The 21,537-nt window shown below is 65.5% G+C and carries 22 protein-coding genes and 1 pseudogene; 22 read left to right on the top strand and 1 reads right to left on the bottom strand.

The genetic code is table 11. The features are described 5' to 3' along the window. Positions 1 to 228 precede the first annotated feature (228 nt). The 9 genes and pseudogenes from QOL57_RS17875 to QOL57_RS17915 all read left to right on the top strand — a co-directional run bounded on the left by QOL57_RS17875 (position 229) and on the right by QOL57_RS17915 (position 7,692). Positions 229 to 579, top strand: a complete 351-nt coding sequence (locus QOL57_RS17875) for a DUF2958 domain-containing protein (protein ID WP_005304580.1) — start codon at positions 229 to 231, stop codon at positions 577 to 579. 337 nt (positions 580 to 916) lie between these two features. Then, positions 917 to 1,714, top strand: coding sequence for a DUF2285 domain-containing protein (locus QOL57_RS17880; RefSeq protein WP_089238506.1), 798 nt, complete (start codon positions 917 to 919; stop codon positions 1,712 to 1,714). A gap of 75 nt (positions 1,715 to 1,789) precedes the next feature. Further along, positions 1,790 to 2,074: a helix-turn-helix domain-containing protein gene (locus QOL57_RS17885; RefSeq protein ID WP_026069907.1), complete on the top strand. Its 285-nt coding sequence runs from the start codon at positions 1,790 to 1,792 to the stop codon at positions 2,072 to 2,074. Positions 2,075 to 2,100: 26 nt separating this feature from the next. Further along, positions 2,101 to 2,958: a replication initiator protein A gene (locus QOL57_RS17890; protein ID WP_176429854.1), complete on the top strand. Its 858-nt coding sequence runs from the start codon at positions 2,101 to 2,103 to the stop codon at positions 2,956 to 2,958. A gap of 241 nt (positions 2,959 to 3,199) precedes the next feature. After that, positions 3,200 to 3,848 (top strand): annotated as a pseudogene (gene parA, locus QOL57_RS17895) (ParA family partition ATPase). Continuing rightward, on the top strand, positions 3,845 to 4,117 hold the full coding sequence (locus tag QOL57_RS17900; RefSeq protein WP_141134240.1) for a chromosome partitioning protein ParB: 273 nt from the start codon (positions 3,845 to 3,847) through the stop codon (positions 4,115 to 4,117). The pseudogene parA and the gene QOL57_RS17900 overlap by 4 nt, the downstream one beginning before the upstream one ends. Next, on the top strand, positions 4,114 to 4,671 hold the full coding sequence (locus tag QOL57_RS17905; protein ID WP_089238514.1) for a DUF2840 domain-containing protein: 558 nt from the start codon (positions 4,114 to 4,116) through the stop codon (positions 4,669 to 4,671). The genes QOL57_RS17900 and QOL57_RS17905 overlap by 4 nt, the downstream gene beginning before the upstream one ends. Continuing rightward, positions 4,668 to 5,267: a S26 family signal peptidase gene (locus tag QOL57_RS17910; protein WP_089238516.1), complete on the top strand. Its 600-nt coding sequence runs from the start codon at positions 4,668 to 4,670 to the stop codon at positions 5,265 to 5,267. The genes QOL57_RS17905 and QOL57_RS17910 overlap by 4 nt, the downstream gene beginning before the upstream one ends. 448 nt (positions 5,268 to 5,715) lie before the next feature. After that, positions 5,716 to 7,692 (top strand): relaxase/mobilization nuclease and DUF3363 domain-containing protein, encoded by a 1,977-nt coding sequence (locus QOL57_RS17915; protein ID WP_141134241.1) that lies wholly within the window; start codon positions 5,716 to 5,718, stop codon positions 7,690 to 7,692. A 15-nt stretch (positions 7,693 to 7,707) separates the two neighbouring features. On the opposite strand, the gene QOL57_RS17920 is transcribed toward QOL57_RS17915, so the two are convergent. Beyond that, on the bottom strand, positions 7,708 to 8,628 hold the full coding sequence (locus QOL57_RS17920) for an AraC family transcriptional regulator (protein ID WP_089241168.1): 921 nt from the start codon (positions 8,626 to 8,628) through the stop codon (positions 7,708 to 7,710). A 124-nt stretch (positions 8,629 to 8,752) separates the two neighbouring features. On the opposite strand from QOL57_RS17920, the gene QOL57_RS17925 reads away from it, so the two are divergent. From QOL57_RS17925 to trbL, 13 genes are all read left to right on the top strand, one after another. Next, on the top strand, positions 8,753 to 9,724 hold the full coding sequence (locus QOL57_RS17925) for an SDR family NAD(P)-dependent oxidoreductase (protein ID WP_089238522.1): 972 nt from the start codon (positions 8,753 to 8,755) through the stop codon (positions 9,722 to 9,724). A 113-nt stretch (positions 9,725 to 9,837) separates the two neighbouring features. Beyond that, the gene (locus tag QOL57_RS17930) at positions 9,838 to 10,965 is read left to right on the top strand and encodes an MFS transporter (RefSeq protein WP_089238524.1); all 1,128 of its coding nucleotides are present in this window, start codon (positions 9,838 to 9,840) and stop codon (positions 10,963 to 10,965) included. 66 nt (positions 10,966 to 11,031) lie between these two features. Next, positions 11,032 to 11,976, top strand: coding sequence for a LysR family transcriptional regulator (locus QOL57_RS17935; RefSeq protein WP_089238526.1), 945 nt, complete (start codon positions 11,032 to 11,034; stop codon positions 11,974 to 11,976). After that, complete coding sequence (locus tag QOL57_RS17940; RefSeq protein ID WP_089238528.1) at positions 11,973 to 12,236, top strand: EexN family lipoprotein; 264 nt, start codon at positions 11,973 to 11,975, stop codon at positions 12,234 to 12,236. Before QOL57_RS17935 ends, QOL57_RS17940 begins: the two co-directional genes overlap by 4 nt. A 235-nt stretch (positions 12,237 to 12,471) precedes the next feature. Further along, on the top strand, positions 12,472 to 14,472 hold the full coding sequence (locus tag QOL57_RS17945) for a conjugal transfer protein TraG (protein ID WP_089238530.1): 2,001 nt from the start codon (positions 12,472 to 12,474) through the stop codon (positions 14,470 to 14,472). After that, positions 14,469 to 14,933 carry a ribbon-helix-helix protein, CopG family gene (locus QOL57_RS17950; protein WP_089238532.1) on the top strand — a complete coding sequence of 155 codons (465 nt, stop codon included), beginning with the start codon at positions 14,469 to 14,471 and terminating at the stop codon, positions 14,931 to 14,933. The genes QOL57_RS17945 and QOL57_RS17950 overlap by 4 nt, the downstream gene beginning before the upstream one ends. Next, on the top strand, positions 14,930 to 15,997 hold the full coding sequence (gene trbB, locus QOL57_RS17955) for a P-type conjugative transfer ATPase TrbB (RefSeq protein WP_089238534.1): 1,068 nt from the start codon (positions 14,930 to 14,932) through the stop codon (positions 15,995 to 15,997). The genes QOL57_RS17950 and trbB overlap by 4 nt, the downstream gene beginning before the upstream one ends. After that, positions 15,994 to 16,377, top strand: coding sequence for a TrbC/VirB2 family protein (locus QOL57_RS17960; RefSeq protein WP_072432641.1), 384 nt, complete (start codon positions 15,994 to 15,996; stop codon positions 16,375 to 16,377). The genes trbB and QOL57_RS17960 overlap by 4 nt, the downstream gene beginning before the upstream one ends. Further along, a complete protein-coding gene (locus tag QOL57_RS17965; protein ID WP_089238536.1) occupies positions 16,374 to 16,658 on the top strand; it encodes a VirB3 family type IV secretion system protein in 285 nt (94 codons plus the stop codon). The genes QOL57_RS17960 and QOL57_RS17965 overlap by 4 nt, the downstream gene beginning before the upstream one ends. 12 nt (positions 16,659 to 16,670) lie before the next feature. Then, positions 16,671 to 19,118 carry a conjugal transfer protein TrbE gene (gene trbE, locus QOL57_RS17970; RefSeq protein WP_089238538.1) on the top strand — a complete coding sequence of 816 codons (2,448 nt, stop codon included), beginning with the start codon at positions 16,671 to 16,673 and terminating at the stop codon, positions 19,116 to 19,118. After that, the gene (trbJ, locus tag QOL57_RS17975) at positions 19,115 to 19,843 is read left to right on the top strand and encodes a P-type conjugative transfer protein TrbJ (protein WP_089238540.1); all 729 of its coding nucleotides are present in this window, start codon (positions 19,115 to 19,117) and stop codon (positions 19,841 to 19,843) included. The genes trbE and trbJ overlap by 4 nt, the downstream gene beginning before the upstream one ends. A gap of 12 nt (positions 19,844 to 19,855) precedes the next feature. Continuing rightward, positions 19,856 to 20,146, top strand: a complete 291-nt coding sequence (locus QOL57_RS17980) for a hypothetical protein (protein ID WP_089238542.1) — start codon at positions 19,856 to 19,858, stop codon at positions 20,144 to 20,146. Further along, positions 20,143 to 21,525, top strand: coding sequence for a P-type conjugative transfer protein TrbL (trbL, locus tag QOL57_RS17985; RefSeq protein WP_089238544.1), 1,383 nt, complete (start codon positions 20,143 to 20,145; stop codon positions 21,523 to 21,525). The genes QOL57_RS17980 and trbL overlap by 4 nt, the downstream gene beginning before the upstream one ends. Positions 21,526 to 21,537: the final 12 nt, after the last annotated feature.

Genomic DNA, 21,537 nt, shown 5'->3' on the forward strand with positions numbered 1-21,537 from the left:
CTTCCGTGCTTTTACTGAAATCCGCAACTGCGGATTTCACCAGACCCGGGGAGACGCATCCGTGTCTTTCCTGACCTGCGTAATTCCGCTTCTGCGTTTCCGTGCATGTACGGATTCGATGGCTTGCGCCTTCGTGCTTTCCCGCCAAAGCACGCATCCGCTTCGGCGGTTCCGCGCTTCGGTGGAAAATCGTATCCGTGCATCCTCGGATGCGTGGGGATTCGGGCCATGACCCAGCCGCTCGTCACCGCTGAACAGCAGGCGCAACTGCTTGCCGTCGGCGCGGCACGCGCCGCTGGCCGAAGCATCGACCCGATGCCGGCGGTGCGACTGTTCACCCCTGACGCGCACGCCACCTGGCTGCTGGCCGCGCTCGACCCGGCCGATGGCGATACGGCATGGGGGCTGATCGACCTGGGAATAGGCATGCCCGGCCTGGGCCATGTGAAGCTGTCCGATCTGGCGTCCATCGTCGGGCCGCACAAGCAACCTGTGATGCGCGATCGCTACTTCCAGCCGGCACGGCTGCTGTCGGAGTACCTGCGGCTGGCCGAGGAAAACGGCTCGATCACCGACTGAGCAGTCCCAGCCAACGACGGCGCATTCTGACTATTTCAGTCTTACCCAAGACCTGCGCAGTCTGAATCCGCACTCTTGCACCGAAGCGGTGCGCTTCTGATGCAAACAGTCATGATCTTTGGCGCGGGCTACTGCACGGTGCTCCACGCTGCGCACCATTTTTGTGGCGGCGCAGCCGTCGCATTCAGACGATTTCCGCAATGCCCTGGAGCGAATCAGACTTAACACCAGCAGTTACAGCGTACCCCGATTTCGATGACGACTTGATGGCGACTCGAAAGCTCCCGCACGGCGGAATCCGTGGCGACGTTCCTGCTGAACGACAGGAGGTTGCGTCATGGCTGACCCGAGCGCCGAACACTGGTATCCGACCGCCGCGTATCTCTACACGCTGCATCTCGACGGCCCCGCGCTGGCGTGGGAATACCTGCGCCGCCACCCCGACTACCGCCGCGACTGGCTGCGCCGGCGCCGCCGGCCAGAGGCCGCCGCGCGCTGGGGGCTGCGCCTGCTGGAAGATCCCGCCCTGGATTCGCGCGACGCACATCCGGCCTGGTTCCCCTATCACGATGCGGTGGTGCAGCTCTACCCGGACGCCGACCCGCCGCCCGACGCGGTGGCCTTCGCGTTCTGGCGCATTCCCGGCCAGAAGCATCTGATCCACGATGGCAAGCGCCTGGTGCTGCTGACGCGCTGGCCGGGCTGTTGCCTGCGCTTCGCGCTGGCACCCGACCTGAGCGATGGCATGGCCTACGCCTATGCCATCCGCGCCTGCGCCACACCCTGCGTTCGCTATCAGGCACTGGCGGCTGAGCTGGACAAGCTGGCCATCGCTGGCGATACCTTACCCGCGGGAACGGCACGGCCACGGCCGACACTCGCCGCGCTGCTGGAACTGCACACGTTCCAGGCGCTCGATGCGACCCTAGCCGGCGCATCCTTGCGCGACGTGGCCGAAGGACTGTTCGGTGCCGATGCAGTCGCAGACGACTGGTACGCCGATAGCGCCTTGCGCGCCCGCGTGCGGCGACTGGTACGCCGGGGCGATGCGCTGATGCGCGGCGGCTACCGCCGCCTTGCACAGCTTCCGCCCGTTGCACAGGGACGCGCTGCATCCCCTGCAAAACGTCCCTGAGCAGGAAGCCTTGCTTTCTTGAAAGTGCCTCTATCCGGCTGCGTGGTGTGGTCGGGCTTGATGGAGGTACATCCCATGCGCCCCGCTCCCTTGCGGCCTGCCGCCGCTGCTGTCGCTGCGCCCGTGCAGCCCCAACGCTACCTGACCAACGACGAAGCCGCCGAGTACCTGCGGCTGTCGCCGCGCACGCTGGAGAAACAGCGCGTGATCGGCGGCGGCCCGAAGTTCCGCAAGTTCGGCCGCCGCGTCATGTACGCGGTGGCCGACCTCGATGCCTGGGCCGACCAGCGCAGCTACGAGGCCACGTCCGACCCGGAATATGCCGAGCGCCACGCGGGCGACTACCGTGATGGCCGCTGATCGTCGGCTCGCCGGTGGCCATCGTCATGTCCAGTCCATCGCTGCCGTCGGGGCAGCGATCGCAGCAGCGGGAACAGCTCGACCTGTTCCGCGCGCTGCCGGGCGACGGCATGGCGCCGCGCGACAGCCAGGACTTGATGGCCTTTCCGTTCTTCTCGCTGGCGAAGTCGCGGCGCACGGCGCCGATCGACTTCCACAGCGGGAACATCACCATCCGCGTGGAAGGCACGGCCGAGCACGGCATCGCCACGATATGGGATGCCGACGTTTTGATTTGGGCGGCCTCGCAGATCGTGGAGGCGCGCGACGCAGGCATTCGCCCGTCGCGCTGGATACACGCCACGCCCTACGAAATCCTGCGCTTCATCGGGCGCGGCACGTCCCTCAACGACTACCAGCGCCTGAAAGCCGCACTCGACCGGCTGCAATCGACCAGCGTGGCGACTTCCATCCGCGAAACCACCGGGCGGCGCTTGCACCGCTTTTCGTGGGTGAACGAATGGCGCGAGCTGGCCGACGCCAGCGGCACGCCGCTGGGCATCGAGCTGATCCTGCCGGACTGGTTCTATGCCGGCGTGCTCGATGCCGCCCTGGTGCTGACCATCGACCCGGCCTATTTCCGCTTGAAGGGCGGCATCGAACGCTGGCTGTACCGCCTGGTGCGCAAGCACGGCGGGCGGCAGGAACACGGCTGGCAATTCGACTTCCGGCACCTGCACCGCAAGTCCGGCAGCGCGGCGCGCTTCTCGGACTTCGCCTACGACCTGCGCGTGCTGGTCGCGCGGCAGTCGCTGCCCGGCTACGTGCTGGGCATCGAGCCGATGCCGGGCGAAAGGCTGGAACTGCTGACCTTCCGGCCCGTGCCGTCCACGGCACGGGGATAACTGCGGGAAAACCTGTGAATGGCCTCGTGCTATCAGGAGTACCGGGTATCGTGCTATCAGGAGTACGATCCTCGTGCTATCAGGAGTACGAAAACGCCGCAAAGCCAGTAACGGCGCGGGTTTGCGCCCCCTCTAACTTACCTAACTATAAATCTCTAACTTTTAGTAGAAGCGCGCCGTTTCGGTGGACAACCACAAAACGGCACGGCCAGGCCGGCTTTCCAGCAGGGAGGGCCACGCCATGATCGTCGCGTTTCTCAACCAGAAAGGGGGCGTCGGCAAAACCACGCTCGCCACCCAAATCGCCGGCGAACTGGCGCTGCGCGGCCAGCACGTCATCCTGCTGGATGCCGACCCGCAGGGTTCCTCGCTGGACTGGACGCAGCGCAGAAGTCAGCAGGGCTTGCCACGGCTGTTCAGCGCCGTGGGCCTCGCCCGCGAAACGCTGCATCAGGAAGCGCCAGAGCTGGCCCGCCGCGCCGATCACGTCATCATCGACGGCCCGCCGCGCATCGCCGCCCTGGCGCGCTCCGCGCTGCTGGCGGCCGAGCGCGTACTGATCCCGGTGCAGCCCAGCCCCTACGATGTGTGGGCCAGCGCCGAGATGGTGGCGCTGATCCGTGAGGCACAGGTGTTCCGGCCTGCGCTGCGCGCGGCCTTCGTCATCAACCGGCGCGTCAGTACCACCATCATCGGCAGGGAAGCACGGCAATCGCTGGCCGAACAGCCGCTGCCGGCGCTGCGCGCCGAGGTGCGCCGAGGTGCGCCAGCGCATCGTCTTCGCCGACAGCGTGGCCGCTGGTCGGCTTGCACGCGAGACTGCGCCGGACAGCGCAGCTGCGCGCGAGATCGCCGCGCTGGTGGACGAACTGCTGCGGTGGCCGACATGACAGCGAAGCAGCCACCACGCGGTAAGCGCGTCGGCATTGGAGTACGTCCGCCCGCGAATCCGCACGCCGAGGCGTGGATTCGCCAAGGCGATGCCGATGCGCTCAACAAAGGCGACCTCTACACCGCACGCCTGACCCTCGACGTGACGCCCGCGCTGCGCGCGCGCATCAAGATCGTCGCCTTCGGCCAGGGCGTGACCGTGGCCAAACTGCTGCGCGGTCTGCTGGAACGGGAGTTTCCCGACAAGCGCCCGGAGAACCTGCCATGAACGCATCCGCCTTGCCTGCCGCTCACGCTGCGCCGGCTGCACCGGCTGCTGCGCCGCCGCCTTCGCTTTCGACGCTCGCCGGCCAGGCTGGCAACGTGCCGCTGACTCGAGTATCGCTCGCCTACATCGAACCGCGCTTCAAGCTCTACCTGCGTTTCGGCGAACCGGCGCGCACGCTGCGGCTCGACCGCTGGCGGCGCTGCGCGGTGTTCCTGCCGCGTGCAATGTTCTGCCGCGTGCGCTGGGAAGCAAACGACTACGGCACGATCCGCTGGCAGCTCATGGTGATGCAAGCTGCCACGCCGCTGGACGACGTACAGCGCATCCCCGGGGTACGGCCTGGCGCACGCCTGCTGCTGCACGCCGAAGGCGAGAACGCGGTACGTGCCGTGCTGGAGCGCATCGACGGCATCGAGGCGCAAGGCATCACCGCCATCGACGTGCCGCCCGCGTACTGGCGCACGCTGGGCAACCGTCTGGCGGCCCGCTTAGCACTGCCCGAATACACCGCCGAACGGCACGCCGCCTGGCTGGCCGGGAGGGCGCTGCCATGACCGCTGATTCCACCACCGCACGCACACCCGAAATCGCGCCGCGTCCTCGCTCGCGCCTGCGCGCTCGCATCGTGCTGGCGGGCTTCGCCGCCGTCGGCCTCGCTACGCTGGCCTGGGCGGCTTTCGTGCAACCGCTGCCGCGCCTGATCTACAACCCGTCCGACAGCGTTCCGGTCGGCTGGTATCGCGTGCAGCCGCTTGACCATCGGGCCGCCTCGCTGCCACGTCGGCTGGAAGTGGGCAGCATCGTCTTGACCCGATTGCCTGCCGACGCTGCCGCGCTCGCTGCGCAGCGCGGCTATCTGCCGGCACACGTTCCGTTGCTCAAACGTGTGGGCGCGGTCGCGCCGCAACACGTCTGCATCGTCGCCCGTCAGGTTCGCATCGACGGAGTGCCTGCGGCCGCCGCGCTCCCTGTCGATCGGCTGGGCCGGCCGCTGCCATCCTGGCAGCATTGCCGCCCGCTGGCCGAGGGCGAGCTGTTCCTCTTGAGCGTGACCAATCCGGCATCGTTCGATAGCCGCTATTTCGGCCCGGTCAGCGCATCCGCCGTGATCGGCGTTGCGCATCCGGTCTGGCTGGAGACACGCCCATGATGGCCGCCGATTCGCTGCACGTTGCCGTGCATCTCATCGTGCCATCGGGCATGCCGTTCCGGCTGCTGCCACCGTGTCGTCGCGCGTGCAGCGTGGGCGCATTCGCACCGCGCTTCGCACGACGTCCGGCGCAGCCGCCCAACGTGCAGGCGTTTTGCCTCGAACGCGCACGGCCTGCGGCCATCGCCGCGTTCGTCGGCGGGCTGGCTGCAAGCAGCGCAGCGCCGCCGGGCCGCCTACGCCCGGAGCGACAGCTAAGGGCAAAGGCGGAAGGCAAGACAAAAGGACGCGGCACCGGGCCGCGTCGAAAGCCTGTCTGCACATGGGGATGGCGCGGCACGGAGCGGCTTCGCCGCCGTGCCGCTTGGGGCGCGAGGCCCGCGCCAATGCAGGCATGTCCGCGTGCTTCGCACGACCGGACACGCCAGAGCTTGCGGGGAGAACGGCCATGACAGACCGCCGCGACGACGATTTTCGCGTGCGACCCAGTGCCCCGAAGAACCGGGGCAAGGGCCAAGGCCAGAGCTTCGTTTCCAAGGTACTCAAGCAGGCCGGCAAAGCCAGCAGCGGCAAATCGGCGGTGCGCCGTCCTGGGGCGGCCGGCACCGGCCAGCGTCCCGGCTCGCGCCTGGGGCGCGGCCATACGGCAGCGCTCTTCGCCGGGGCGAAGCTCACGCCCATGTCGCGGCGCGTGACCATCAAGACCCTGCTGGTCAATCACCAACGGGCCAGCCCGCAGTCGCTCGCCAAGCACCTGCGCTACATCGAGCGCGACGGCGCCGGCCGCGATGGCGAATCGGGCCGGGCCTACGGGCCGCAGACCGACGAAGCCGACCTTGATGCCTTCAAGGAGCGGGCCGCCGACGACCGGCACCATTTCCGCTTCATCGTCTCCCCGGAGGACGGCGCCGAACTGGACGACCTGCGCACCTATACCCGGCATCTGGTGAATCGGATGGAAGCCGACCTGGGCACGCGGCTGGATTGGGTGGCGGTCGATCACTGGAACACCGACAACCCGCACACGCATTTGATCGTGCGCGGACGCGACGACACCGGCAAAGACCTCATCATCGCGGGCGACTACATCGCCCACGGCTTTCGCCACCGGGCCGCCGAACTAGCGACGGAGTGGCTGGGGCCGCGTACCGAACTGGAGATCCAGCAGACCTTGCAGCGCGAGGTGGAGCAAGAGCGGTGGACGAGCCTCGACCGCACGTTGCAGCGCGAGGCCGGCGACGATGGCCGGGTGCAGATCGAACGCTTCAACGAACCCCGGCTGCAACGCCAGCGCCTGCTGCTGATCGGCCGCCTGCAACGCTTGCAGCGCCTGGGCCTGGCCGACGAGACGCAGCCCGGCACCTGGGCGGTTCACGCCGATACCGAGAAGACCCTGCGCGCCCTGGGCGAGCGTGGCGACATCATCCGCACCATGCAGCGGGCCATGAGCGGCCAGCCGCGCGAGCTGGCGGTGTTCGAACCGGGCGACGACGGCCGCACCATCGTCGGCCGCGTCGCTGCCAAGGGGCTGGCCGACGAGTTGCATGACCGCGGCTATCTGGTCATCGACGGCGTGGACGGCAAGGCCCACTACGTCGCGTTGAACACCCGCGACGAGCTGGCGAACTATCCCACCGGAGCCGTGGTGGAGGTACGCGGTTCCGACGAGGTGCGGGCGGCCGACAAGAACATCGCCACGCTGGCGAGCGATGGCCTGTACCGCACCGATCACCACCTGGCGATCGAGCAGGGCCAGGCCAAGGCGGGCCGCGATCCGCAGGAAGTCGTCGCCGCCCACGTCCGCCGGCTGGAAGCCCTGCGCCGCGCCGGCATCGTGGAGCGTGTGGCCGAGGGACTATGGAAGGTGCCGGGCGACCTGGCAGAGCGCGGTCGCCAGTACGACGCGCAACGGCTGGGCGGCGTGGCGGTGGAACTGAAATCGCACCTGTCGATCGAGCGGCAGGCGCGGGTGATCAGCGCGACCTGGCTCGACCAGCAGTTGATCGGCGGCAAGGGGCTGGGCGACCTGGGCTTTGGCGGCGAGGTCAAGAACACCCTGCAACAGCGCGCCGACTTCCTGGCCGAACAGGGATTAGCCGAGCGGCGCGGGCAGCGCGTGATCCTCGCCCGGAACCTGCTGGGGACGCTGCGCAATCGGGAACTGGCACAGGCCGCACAGGAGATTGCCGCCGATACCGGCCTGGAACATCGGCCCGTCGCCGACGGACAGCGCGTGGCCGGCATCTACCGGCGCTCGGTCATGCTCGCCAGCGGGCGTTACGCCATGCTTGATGACGGCATGGGGTTCAGCCTGGTGCCGTGGCGGCCGGTGATCGAACAGCGGCTGGGACAGCAGATCGCCGCGACGGTGCGCGGCGGTGGGGTGTCATGGGAGATTGGGTGGCAGCGTGGCCCGCAACTTTAAGTGTGAATCCCCTTCCTATTGTTGCGGAACGTGTGCCAGCCTCTCCCTATATTCACGGGGTGAGCATTTCATTATGCGTTTGAAAGCATGGCTAAACGCACTGTCGGAGTCATAACCCAACTTCTGCGCTATCGAGGAAATAGTGGTGTGGTTGGCTTTCAGGGATCGTGTGGCTAGCTGCATGCGCCAGCGTGAGACGTACTCCAAAGGAGCAATGCCGGCCTTCTGCTTGAAACGTAAGGCAAGAGTCGAACGAGAAACACCCGCTACTTTGGCGAGGTCTTCGACCGTCCAAGAGCGGGCTGGATCGGCATGGATGGCTTGGATAACTGCCCCGATGCGTGGGTCGGATATAGCCAGCAACCAGCTTGGCGTACTGTTTCCTTCCTGGGTCAGATAAATCCGAAGAACCTGTACCAACATGATGTGGCCTAGATGTTGAACCACAATCGCATTGCCTGGAGATGGAGTAGCAAGTTCATGAGCAAGGTGCTGTAAAGCCCAATTCAGCACGGAGGCTTGATCTGAGCCGTTTTTGATGACTGCGACAGGAGGTAGTCCCTCGAATAGAAGGCCAGCTTCCTCACCGAAGGCAAAGCGTCCCCCAATCAGGAAAAACGCATCGGCGGTTCCACAACGGGCGACACCGTTGATCGCATGGCGGTAAATCTCATCCGAATGGATAGCGGGCAGCTCCAGATCGCTGCGAAGTGAGAATGCACGTTTGCGCGACAGCAGAAAACAATCTCCAGCCGTCAGTTGGATAGGTTGTTCCACGCCCTCCACCGTCAGCCAACACGTCCCTTCAACGATCGCATTGAACTTGATGCCATCGGGCGGCGGAAAGTCGATGGCCCAGTCTCCACCCGCCTTCAGACCTGCGAAGACGGAGCTTTGAGTGTTCAAAAGGGAGAGAACTTCAGATAGTGGATCCATGTAGCGCTTCGGACGATCTCGACAGAGAATTAGAGTTTGCTGCATTAACAGTCCTAAGTCTAGCCTGGACAATGCTGGGTGGGGGCTTTGCCCCGATTCCACGTCAGGTTCACGAGGACATTCTATGACCAGCAAACAGTCTCCTATCCACTCCGGTTTCGGAGCGACAACCACCGCAGCAGAGACGCTTGTAGGGCGCGACCTATCCAACACCACTGTCGTGGTCACTGCAGGCCATTCCGGCTTGGGCCTAGAGACAACACGAGCATTGGCGGATGCCGGCGCGCAGGTCATTGTCGCTGCGCGTGATATAGAAGTGGCTCGTGCAAAGACCAGCGAAATCTCCGGCGCCGAAGTCGAGCAGCTGGATCTTTCCAGCATTGCCAGCGTGCATGACTTCGCGAAACGCTTCCTGGCAACTGGCCGGCATATCGACATCTTGATTGGCAACGCGGGCATCATGGCTTGCCCTGAAACCCGTGTGGGACAGGGTTGGGAAGCGCAGTTTGCCATCAATCACCTTGGACATTACGCGCTGGTAAATCTGCTCTGGCCGGCACTCAAGGGTGGCGCCAGGGTGGTGGCCGTGTCGTCAGCCGGGCACCACCAATCCGGCATCCGCTGGGATGACGTGCAATTCACGCGCGGTTACGACAAGTGGCTGGCCTATGGGCAGTCGAAGACGGCCAATGCATTGTTTGCTGTCCATTTGGATCGTCTCGGTCAGAATGAAGGCGTAAGGGCTTTCTCCCTTCATCCTGGGAAGATTTTTACTCCACTCCAACGCCATCTGTTGCAGGAAGAAATGATTGCCGCCGGCTGGCTCGACACCAGTGGCAATCCCGCCGATCCAACTTTTAAGACAACGCAGCAAGGCGCCGCGACCCAGGTTTGGGCCGCAACATCTCCCCAACTGGAAGATATGGGCGGTCTTTACTGTGAAGACTGTGACGTTGCCAGTCTTGCTTCCGGTGATGACGACTCATTCGTCGGCGTGCGTGAATACGCCATCGACCCTGAACAAGCACTGCGTCTTTGGACGCTTTCGTCAGAACTTACCGGCATTGATGCTCTAGCGGCGCAAAGTTCGGCTTAGTCCAGGTCAGAAAATATAAAAATCCGTTCGAGTTCCAACGGGGCAATGTACTTGCTGGCCGAACGGAATGTGCTCATTCACTAAATTCCGAGATCGGGTCAAGGTCGTCCACAATGAAGGAAAACAATATCGCAATATGCGGCATGTTCTTCATGCTGGGATTGTGCTTCGGAAGCTGGAGTTCACGAGTCGCAACGATAAAGGACGAACTCTCGCTGTCCGATGGTGTACTCGGAAGCACACTGTTCGCCATGTCAGCCGGCCTGGTGCTTTCATTGCCGGTAGCGGGGTGGGCTATTGCAAAACTAGGAAGCAGGGTTGTCGGAGTGGCGGCCATCATTGCCAATGCCGTTCTGTTGGCCCTCATTCCTTTTGCCATGGATGCTTACCAACTGGCGATTCTGCTGTTCATCTTCGGGTTTTCCTACAGCGCAGTCAACGTATCGAACAATACGCAGGCGAGCCTATCGGAAGTCATCAGCGGAAAAACGAAACTACCATTTTTCCACGGAATATGGGGATTGGCCGGATTCGTTGGCGCAGGAATTGGTGCGTTAATGATTGGCCAAGATATTGCCATGCCCCTGCATTTCGGCGTGATATCGTTCATTGCATTAATGTCCGCACTGGCGTGCTGGCGGCTCCTGCACGACAAGTCGAACCTAGAACAAGCCGGCAAGGCGTTCGCAATACCGGATAAATCTCTGATCAACTACGGCCTGATCACCTTCTGCTCCATGGCCTGCGAAGGCATCATGTACGACTGGAGTGTCGTTTACTTTCAAGATGTCGTTTCACCCGATCGAAAGTTTGTCGGTCTTGGATTCACTGTGTTCATGGGGGCAATGACCATTGGCAGGCTTGCACTGAACCGGTTCGTGGACCGATTTGGCATAAGAAGAACTTTGCAATGGAGCGGGATACTTACGCTGATTGGCATGGCGATGACGGTGCTGCATCCAAGTCTGCTGTCGTCGATTGTCGGTTTCTGTCTTGTTGGATTCGGTATCGGTGCTGTTATTCCGTTGGTGGCAAGCGCCGCCGCGAAATCCTCGACCATGGCACCAAGCTCCGCCATAGCTTCTGTTCTGACAATTGGGTTCCTTGGTCTGCTTATCGGACCACCATTGATCGGATTTTTATCTAATGCATTTGGACTTCGATATGCATTCCTGCTCTGCGTGGTTATGGCATTCGGAATAATTTACCGGGCAAGTAAGGTATCAGATCAACATCCATAATTTGCTGCTGAAATTTAGCCATCCGAAGCAACGGGGGTAAAAACAGTGCGAGCGAGAATGTGAGACATGGAGTTGCGTCATCTTCGTTGCTTTCTAGCGGTGGCCGAAGAACTGCACTTCGCCCGTGCGGCCGAGAAGCTGCACATCGAGCAGTCGCCGCTGTCGCGCGCCATCAAGGAACTGGAGGAAGAACTGGGCGTGGTGCTGTTCGCCCGTACCACGCGCAGCACGCGACTGACCCGCGCGGGCAAGCTGTTCCTCGATCACGTGCCGCGCGTGTTCACCGCTTTGCAGCAGGCCCGCGATAGCGTGAAGGCGGCTGCCAATGGCTTCCACGGCCAGTTGCGCATCGCCCTGTCCGACGGCATCACGCCGTCACGCCTGCCGGCCTTGCTGGCGCTGTGCCGGCAGGAAGAACCCGAAGTCGAAATCCGTCTGTTCGAGGTGCCGCTGTCGCAGCAGATCAAGGGTCTGAATGACGACCTGTACGACGTCGGGTTCGCCCGCGCCGATGAAGCCGGTGATGGCATCGTGGCTGTGCCCGTCTGGAGCGACCCGCTGATGGTAGCCGTGCCGTCGCGGCATCCCTTGCTGGCGCACAAGCGTATCCCGCTGGAAGAAGTGCTGCGTTATCCGCTGGTGCTGTGCGACCCAGTGGCATGTGAAGGCCATGCACGGCAGGTGGATCGTGTGCTGCGCCGCGTGGATATGGAACCGCTGGTGGCCGAACGGGTGACGTCCTGCGACCTGATGATGGCGCTGGTTTCGGCGGGCTTCGCTCTGGGCCTGACGGGCGCCGCGCACATCGCGGCCAGCCGCGAGCAGGGCGTGGTGGCTCGGCCGCTGGCCGCTCGATCGCCACTGCTCACCACCTATCTGCTGCGCCTGGATGCCGAACCATCGGAGACGCTGGCCCGCTTCATCGAGCGCGTGCAGGCCATCGACTCGCCCGAAGCCGACAAGCCGATGCCGGACGACGATCCCGATTCCCTGGAGGAACCCGAACCATGAGGAAGGCCATTGCGTTCGTGCTGGTTGCGGTGCTGACAGGCTGCGGCCCGAAGGATGCGCCAGAGAAGAAAGACGTACCGAGCGTTGAAGAACTGGCATCTGATCCTGTGCGCCTGAAAGAGCTGCGCCAGCAATGCAAGACCGACCGCCCCACGCTGGGCGACGTCCTGTGCAACCGGGTGGCCGAAGCCACGCGCAAGCGGTTTTATGGTGACGGCGATACGCACTACACACCGCCGAAGGAGCCGCCCAAGTTCTGATCGCGTTCGATCCGCCGCGAAACTTCCATTCTTCCGCTCGACACGCCGCAATGCGCCCTCGCTTGCGGCGTTTTTCTTTGGCTCGATGCACCGCTAATTCTTTCCAATTACTCGACCTTTCTCCCGATAACGGCCTTTGACCGGCACCGACCCGGCACTGATCCTCATCCCATGCGGCACGTCCCTGTGCCGCGAGTGAACGAGGAATCAGCGCAGGGGAAATCGGAGGCCAGTCATGCAAGGTCAGGGCGTGTTGTTCGGGCAGATCGCCGCCGTCTTCGGCATCGTGATCGCCGGTGTGTGGGGTGCCACGCAATGGACAGCCGCCGCCTTGGGCTATCAGCTACGCCTTGGCTCGCCCTGGTTCGACTTCTTCGGCACGCCGGTCTATCACCCCTGGCGGCTGTTCGAGTGGTGGTTCTTCTTCGACGCCTATGCGCCGCATGTCTTCGACACCAGCGGCGCGATTGCGGGCGGCAGCGGCCTGCTGGCCGTGGTGGTGGCCATCGCCATGTCGGTGTGGCGCTCGCGGCAGGCCAAGCTGGTCACGACCTATGGTTCGGCGCGCTGGGCCGAAGCGGATGACATTCGCAAAGCCGGGCTGACCCAACCGGCCGGCGTTTTCCTCGGCAAGTACCGCAATGATTATCTGCGCCATGAAGGGCCAGAACACGTCCTGACCTTTGCGCCCACCCGTTCGGGCAAGGGCGTGGGTCTAGTGGTGCCGACGCTGCTGTCCTGGCCCGCGTCCGCCGTCATCCACGACATCAAGGGCGAGAACTGGCAGATCACCGCAGGCTGGCGCTCGCGCTTCTCGCACTGCCTGCTGTTCAACCCCACGGATGCGAAGTCGGCGGCCTACAACCCGCTGCTGGAGGTTCGGCGCGGCGCGCATGAGGTGCGCGACGTGCAGAACATCGCCGACATCCTGGTCGATCCCGAAGGCGCGCTGGAGAAGCGCAACCACTGGGAGAAAACCAGCCATGCGCTGCTGGTCGGGGCCATCCTGCACGTGCTGTACGCGGGCGAAGACAAGACGCTGCGCGGCGTCGCCAACTTCCTGTCCGACCCGGCCAGCCCGTTCGAGCTGACCTTGCACCGGATGATGACGACGAAGCACCTGGGCGATGCACCGCACCCGGTTGTCGCGTCCGCTGCGCGCGAAGTGCTCAACAAGTCGGACAACGAACGCTCGGGCGTGTTGAGCACCGCCATGTCGTTCCTCGGGCTCTACCGCGACCCCACCGTGGCCGAAGTCACGTCGCGCTGCGATTGGCGCATCGCCGACCTGATCGCATCCGAGCATCCCGTCTCGCTGTATCTGGTGGTGCCGCCCTCGGACATTTCGCGGACAAAACCGCTGATCCGGCTGATCCTCAACCAGATCGGGCGGCGGCTCACAGAATCGCTTGACGGCTCCGACGGCATCGCGCGCCGCCACAAGCTGCTGCTGATGCTCGACGAGTTCCCGGCGCTGGGCAGGCTCGATTTCTTCGAGACGGCGCTGGCTTTCATGGCCGGCTACGGCATCCGCAGCTTCCTCATCGCGCAGTCGCTCAACCAGATCGACAAGGCGTATGGGCAGAACCATTCCATCCTCGACAACTGCCATGTCCGCGTGACGTTCGCAACGAACGACGAGCGTACGGCCAAGCGAATCTCCGAAACGCTGGGCACCGCCACCGAACTGCGTGCGCAGCGCAACTACGCCGGCCACCGGCTCGCGCCGTGGCTGGGCCACCTGATGGTGTCGCGCCAGGAGACGGCTCGCCCGCTGCTGACGCCCGGCGAAGTGATGCAGCTTCCGCCCGACGAGGCCGTGGTGATGGTGTCCAGCGTGGCGCCCATCAAAGCGAACAAGCTGCGCTACTACGCCGACGCCAATTTCAAGCAGCGCGTGCTGCCGCCGCCCGTGCTGGCGGCAGGACGCTATGCCGACGCACCACCAGCCCGCGCCGACGACTGGAGTGGCTTGGCGATCCCGGCCGTACCCGCCGCACCCGCGACGGTATCCGCTGATGCCCTGGGCGGCCCCGATGACGGCGGCCCGCGCCGCCAGCCGGAGCTAACCGAAGTCACCGAATACAGCCCCGAGCCGCAGCCCGCCGGCAATGACCTGGCGCTGCTCGATGACGACGACGACCTGCCGCTGCCGCTTCCCGGCCAGCTCGACCCGGCCATGCAGCGCACGGCCCGGCTGGCATCGCTGAATCCCAACGACGGAATCGACTTATGAGCCAATACCGCCTCAACCTGTTCATCCAGCCCGAGCACGCCAAGCGCCTCGAAGAACTGGCCGCCAAGAAAGGCGTCTCGAAGTCCAGCATCGTGGCCGCCGCCCTGGCGTCCTGGCTGTCGCCGGATGCCGGCGACCAGCGCGAGGCCGCCATCGCCAAGCGGCTGGATCGCCTGTCGCGGCAGGCCGAGCGCCTGGAGCGCGACCAGAACATCGAAATCGAAACGCTGGCGCTGTTCATCCGCTACTTCCTGACCGTCAGCACGCCGATTCCCGAAGCCCATCAGGAGGCGGCCCGCGCGCAGGGTAAGGCCCGCTTCGAGCAGTTCGTGGAACAGCTCGGCCGCCATCTGCTGCGCGGCCGCAGCCTGGTGCGCGACGTGGTGGAGGAGCTGCACCCCGAGCTGGGGCGCATGGACGATGCGGCGGCGCTGGCCGAAGCACAGGAGCGTGCCTCATGAGCGCCGTTCCACAGACACCGCCCGAACGCTCATCCGTCGCGGCTTCGCTGGATCGCCGCATCCAGATGCTGCGCACGGCAATGGGGCCGGTGATCGCCGCCGCGCTGGCCGACCCCGACGTGGTGGAAGTCATGCTCAACCCCGACCGCACCCTATGGGTGGATCGGCTGTCATCGGGCCGTACGCCGTTGGGCGTGGAGCTGTCCGAAGACGATGGTGAACGCATCATCCGCCTGGTCGCGGCACACGTTGGCGCGGAAGTGCATCGCGGCCAACCGCTGCTGACCGCCGAGCTGCCGGAGACGGGCGAACGCTTCGAGGGCATCTTGCCGCCGGCCGCGCCCGGCCCGGCCTTCGCGCTGCGCAAGCGGGCCGTGAGCATCATCGGCCTGGATCGCTACGTGGCCGACGGCATCCTGACCACCGGGCAAGCGGACTTCCTGCGCCGCGCCGTGCGCGAGCGGCAGAACATCCTGATCGCTGGTGGCACCAGCACCGGCAAGACCACGCTCGCCAATGCGCTGCTGGCCGAGATCGCCGCCACCGGCGACCGCGTGCTGGTGCTCGAAGACACCATCGAGCTGCAATGCGCGGCCCGCGACCACGTGCCGCTGCGCACGCGCGCCGGCGTCGTGTCGATGCAGGAATTGGTGCGCGCCACGATGCGGCTGCGGCCGGATCGGGTGATCGTCGGCGAGGTGCGCGGCGGCGAAGCCCTGGATTTGGTGAAGGTGTGGGGCACCGGCCATCCGGGCGGCATCGCCACCCTCCACGCCGGTTCCGCGCTGGGCGCGCTGCTGCGCCTGGAACAACTGATCCTCGAAGTGGCGGTGAATCCGCCGCGTGCGCTGATCGCCGAGGCGGTCAACCTCGTGATCCACATCGCCGGGCGTGGCTGCAAGCGCCACGTCGAGAGCATCGCCCGCGTCGTCGGCTTCGACGCCGCCGGCTATCAACTGGCGGACGCGCTGGAAGCGCCACTTCCCGAGCTGCCGCCGGTTTCCCTCGCAGCCGCCGCCGCTGCGCCTTCCCCGTCCCTCGACCCACCTGGAGAACTGCCATGACGCAGATGCACGTTCCTGCTTTCCGCCTTTCCGTAAATCCGGTTCCCATCCTTGCGCGCCTGCGGCGCCTGGCCCGGCCGGCCCATCGCGGCCTGATGCTGGCCGCCATCATGCTGATGACGGCCGGCAGCGCGCAGGCCGCCGGTTCCTCGATGCCGTGGGAAGGGCCGCTGCAATCCATCCTGGAGTCGATCCAGGGGCCGGTGGCACGCATCGTCGCCGTCATCATCATCATCGCGACGGGCCTCGCGCTGGCCTTCGGCGACACGTCGGGGGGCTTCCGCAAGCTGATCCAGATCGTCTTCGGCCTGTCCATCGCGTTCGCCGCGTCCTCGTTCTTCCTGTCCTTCTTTTCGTTTTCCGGCGGGGCCGTCGTATGAGTGCCGTCGATGAAGGCACGCCGGGCTTCGCGCCCGGCTTCGAGGTGCCGCTGCATCGCTCGCTGACCGAGCCGATCCTGCTGGGCGGCGCACCGCGCACCGTGGCGATCGCCAACGGCACGCTGGCGGCCGCCGTCGGGCTGGGCCTGCAACTGTGGATTCCCGGCGTCGTGCTCTGGATCGTCGGCCATTCGCTGGCCGCGTGGGGCGCGCGTGTCGATCCGCAGTTCATGCAGGTCTTCGCCCGACACATCAAGCACCGCCCGCTGCTGGACGTGTGAGGGGACGCCGCCATGCTGAACCTTGCCGAATACCGCCAGCGGCCCGCGCTGCTGGCCGACTGGCTGCCCTGGGCCGGGCTGGTCGCGCCGGGTGTCGTCTTGAACAAGGATGGCAGTTTCCAGCGCACGGCGCGCTTTCGCGGGCCTGATCTGGACAGCGCCACGCAGGGCGAGCTGATCGCCACGTCGGCGCGGCTCAACAACGCGCTGCGCCGCCTGGGTTCGGGCTGGGCATTGTTCATCGAGGCCGAGCGCCGGCCGGCGGCGGACTACCCGCACTCCGACTTTCCTGAACCGCTTTCCTGGCTGGTCGATGAAGAACGCCGCGCGGCCTTCGAGGAATCGGGGCATCACTTCGAGAGCGCCTATCACCTGACGCTCGCGTACCTGCCGCCGGAGGAATCGCGCGCCCGCGCGGCCAAGCTGCTCTACGAGAACTCGCCCGGCGACGGCGTGGACTGGCGTGGCCGGCTCGATACCTTCGTGGCGGAAACCGATCGCGTGTTCGACCTGCTCGACGGCGTGATGCCGGAAATCGCCTGGCTCGATGATGCCGACACGCTGACCGGCCTGCACGCGACGGTTTCGACGCGGCGCTACCGGCTGGGCGTTCCCGAAGTTCCGTTCCATATCGACGCGCTGCTGGCCGACTGCGCCCTGGTCGGTGGCCTTGCGCCGATGCTGGGCGACCAACACCTGCGCGTGGTGTCGGTGCGAGGCTTTCCGACTTCGACGTGGCCCGGGATTCTGGACGACCTCAACCGCCTGGGCTTTGGCTACCGCTGGAGCACGCGCTTTCTCTGCATGGACAAGGCGGAAGCAGAAAAAGAACTTGGCCGCCTGCGCCGCCAGTGGTTTGCGAAACGGAAGAACGTCGTCGCGCTGCTACGCGAAACGATCTTCCAGCAGGAAAGCCCGCTGGTCGATACCGACGCCAGCAACAAGGCGGCCGACGCCGATGCCGCCTTGCAGGAACTGGGCGGCGATCAGGTGGCCTTCGGCTACCTCACCGCCACGGTGACGGTGCTCGATGCCGACCCGGCCGCGGCCGACGAGAAGCTGCGCATGGTGGAGCGCGTCATCCAGGGCCGGGGTTTTGTGACCATTCCGGAAACCCTCAATGCCGTCGATGCGTGGCTGTCGTCCATTCCCGGCAATGCCTATGCGAACGTGCGCCAGCCCATCGTCTCGACGCTGAATCTGGCGCACATGATGCCGCTGTCGGCGGTATGGGCTGGGCCGGAGAAGAACGACCACCTCGACGGCCCGCCGCTGATCGTCACCCGCACCGATGGCGCGACGCCTTTTCGCTTGGTCACTCACATCGGCGACGTGGGCCACACACTGGTCGCCGGGCCGACCGGCATGGGCAAGTCGGTACTGCTTGCCATCCTGGCGATGCAGTTCCGGCGCTACTTCGGCTCGCGCATCTTCGCCTTCGACATGGGGCGCTCGATGCGCGCCACCACTCTCGGCCTGGGCGGCGAACACTACGACCTCGGTGCCGATGGCGGCATCGCGTTCCAGCCGCTCGCGCGTATCGACCGCGAAGCCGACCGCACCTGGGCGGCCGAATGGGTGGAAGGCCGCCTGCTGCACGAAGGCGTGACCGTCGGCCCCGACGAGAAGGCGGCCATCTGGTCGGCGCTGGGCAGCCTCGCGGGTGCCCCGGTGGAACAGCGCACGCTGACCGGGCTTTCCGTGCTGCTGCAATCGAACGCGCTGCGCCAGGCGCTGTCGCCGTATGTGCTCGGCGGCGCGCACGGCAAGCTGCTGGACGCCGACCGCGATCGGCTGGGCATGGCCGACGTGCAGGGCTTCGAGATGGAAGAACTGATGCACAGCCCGGCGGCCGTGCAAGCGGTGCTGCGCTACCTGTTCGCCCGCTTCGACGAACGTTTCGACGGTGCGCCTACGCTGCTGATTCTCGATGAGGCGTGGCTGTTCCTTGATGAGCCGTCTTTCGCCGCCCGCATCCGGCAATGGCTCAAGACGCTTCGCAAGAAGAACGTCAGCGTCATCTTCGCTACGCAATCGCTGGCCGACATCAAGGACTCGACCATCGCACCCGCGATCATCGAAAGCTGCGCCAGTCGGATTTTCTTACCTAATCCGCAGGCAACAGAACCGCAGATTCGCACGATCTACGAGGGTTTCGGCCTCAACAGCCGGCAGATCGAGATCGTCGCCACCGCCGAACCCAAGCGCGATTACTACTACCAGTCGCGTTTGGGCAATCGCCTGTTCGACCTCGACCTGGGGCCGGCTGCGCTTGCGTTCGCCGGCGCATCCACTCCGCAAGACCAACGCGACATCGACCGCGTGCTGACGCAGGCCGGCGCACCCGGCTTCGCTGGCGCGTGGCTGCGCCAACGCGGCCTCGACTGGGCCGCCGACCTGCTGCCGTCCGCACCGGCGGCCGCTTCGCTCCTTTCCCAACCACAGGAGAACCTGCCATGAAGAAGCGTCTTCTCGCGGCCACCGTCGCGGCCATGCTTTGCACCGCTTCCACCGTTCATGCGCAATGGGTCGTGGTCGATCCCACGAACCTCGTGCAGAACACGCTGACGGCCATCCGCACGCTGGAGCAGATCAACAACCAGATTCAGCAACTCCAGAACGAAGCCCAGATGCTGATGAACCAGGCGCGCAACCTGGCGAATCTGGATTTCAACATCGTCAACCGGCTGCGCTCGACGCTCGCCACCACCGAACGCCTGATCGCCGAGGCGCAGGGGCTGGCCTTTGATGTGCAGAACCTCGATCGCGACTTCGCGCGGCTGTACCCGGAACAGTACGCCGCCACGATCAGCGGCGATCAGATGTTCCGCGATGCCCGCGAGCGGTGGAAGAACACGCTCGACGGGCTGCATACCGCGATGCGGATGCAGGCGCAGGTGTCGCAGAACCTGCGTGAAGACGAAAGCGCGCTGGCCGACCTGGTGAGCCAGAGCCAGTCCGCCACCGGCGCGCTGCAAGCCATGCAGGCGACGAACCAGCTTCTCGCGCTCCAGGCCAAGCAGTCGATCCAGTCCCAGCAGCTCCAGATCACGCAAGACCGCGCTGCCTCGCTCGAACTGGCGCGGCAAGCTGCGGCCGCCGAACGCGCCCGCGAAGTGCGGCGGCGCTTCCTGGGCACCGGAACGCCGTACACGCCGCAGCGCGTCGATTTTTACGGCAACTGACCGGAGGCGGCCATGCGATGCGCTTCCGTCCTGCTGACCGTGCTGCTGGCTGCCTGCGGCCAGCGGCCCACCGAGAACCTGGCCGACGCCTTGGCCGCCGATCCCGTGCGGCTCAAGGCATTGCGTGCGCAATGCGCGGCCGACCGGCAGGCCGTGGGCGAGGACGCTTGCCAGGCCACCGCCGAAGCCTTCCGCCGACGCTTCTTCGCCGGCCAGACCGGGCCGGACGAGTACCGGACGCTGGCCGAGCTGCCGCCCATTCCGCCCACCTTCGATGAACCCATTGGAGGGGAGACGCCATGAACGACGTGACCATCATCGACCGCTTCCTCGATACGTTCTCACGCTACATCGACTCCGGGTTCGGGCTGTTGCAAGGCGAAGTGGCGTTCCTGACCGCCACGCTGATCGTCATCGACATGACCATCGCCGGTTTGTACTGGGCGATGAGCCACGCCACCAGCCAGGGCGAGGACGTGATCGCCAAGCTGCTGCGCAAGGTGCTCTACGTCGGCGCCTTCGCCTACATCATCGGCAACTTCAACTGGCTGGCGGGCATCGTGTTCCGCTCGTTCGCTGGCCTGGGCCTGACGGCCACCGGCTCGGCCATCACGATGGAGAACTTCCTGCAGCCGGGACGGCTGGCGAAGACCGGCATCGACGCGGGTGCGCCGATTCTGGAACAGATCGGCGACATGGCCGGCTTTCCCGAGGTGTTCGTGAACATCGACCCCATCGTGGTCATGTTCCTCGCCTGGCTGGTCGTCATCCTCTGCTTCTTCGTGCTGGCGATCCAGCTTTTCATCACGCTGATCGAGTTCAAGCTGACCACGCTGGCCGGCTTCGTGCTGGTGCCGTTCGCGCTCTGGAACAAGACGAGTTTCCTGGCGGAAAAGGTGCTCGGCAACGTGGTGTCGTCGGGCATCAAGGTGCTGGTGCTGGCCGTCATCGTCGGCATCGGTTCGGGCCTGTTCGCCGAGTTCCAGGTGCATCCCGACGAACCATCCATCGACCATGCGCTGGTCATCATGCTGGCGTCGCTTTCGCTGCTGGCGCTGGGGATCTTCGGGCCGGGCATCGCCACCGGCCTGGTGTCCGGTGCGCCGCAGCTTGGCGCCGGTGCGATGGCCGGCGCTGCGGTCGGCGCCGCCGGTACAGCGGTTGCCCTCGGCGCCGCCGCGACCGGCGTAGGCGGTGCCGTGGCGGCCGGCGCGCGCATGGCGCCGGCCGCCGCCAAGCTGGCCGGCAGCGGTGCGCGAGCCGCGACTTCTGCTGCCGGCAGCGCCGGTGCGGCATTCCGGGCCGGTTCCGCCGCTGCGGGCGGCGGGGCCAAAGGGGCGATGGCTGGTATGGGCAACGTCGCCAAGACCGGCGCGCAGGCGGCGGGCCGCCGCGCCGCGTCCGGCGCTTCCGCTGCTGGGCAGAAGATGGCCGGCCCTTTCCGCGCCGGATGGAACGGCGCGGAGGCCGACGGCGGCGCAGGGGCCACATCCGGCGCAGGGGCCGGTGCAGCCGCAGACGATGCCGCCGGCTCGCAGAAGCAGGAGCAGCCCGCCTGGGCCAAGCGGATGCACCGCCGCCAGCAGATCACCCATGCCGCCACCACCGCCGCCCACACGCTGCGCGGTGGCGACGGCGGTGGATCGGGTTCCGGCCCGAGCCTGCGCGATTCCGACACCTGACCTTCAAGGAGA

The sequence above is a fragment of the Stenotrophomonas sp. yr243 genome, from assembly GCF_900184195.1.
Taxonomy (GTDB): Bacteria; Pseudomonadota; Gammaproteobacteria; order Xanthomonadales; family Xanthomonadaceae; genus Stenotrophomonas; species Stenotrophomonas lactitubi.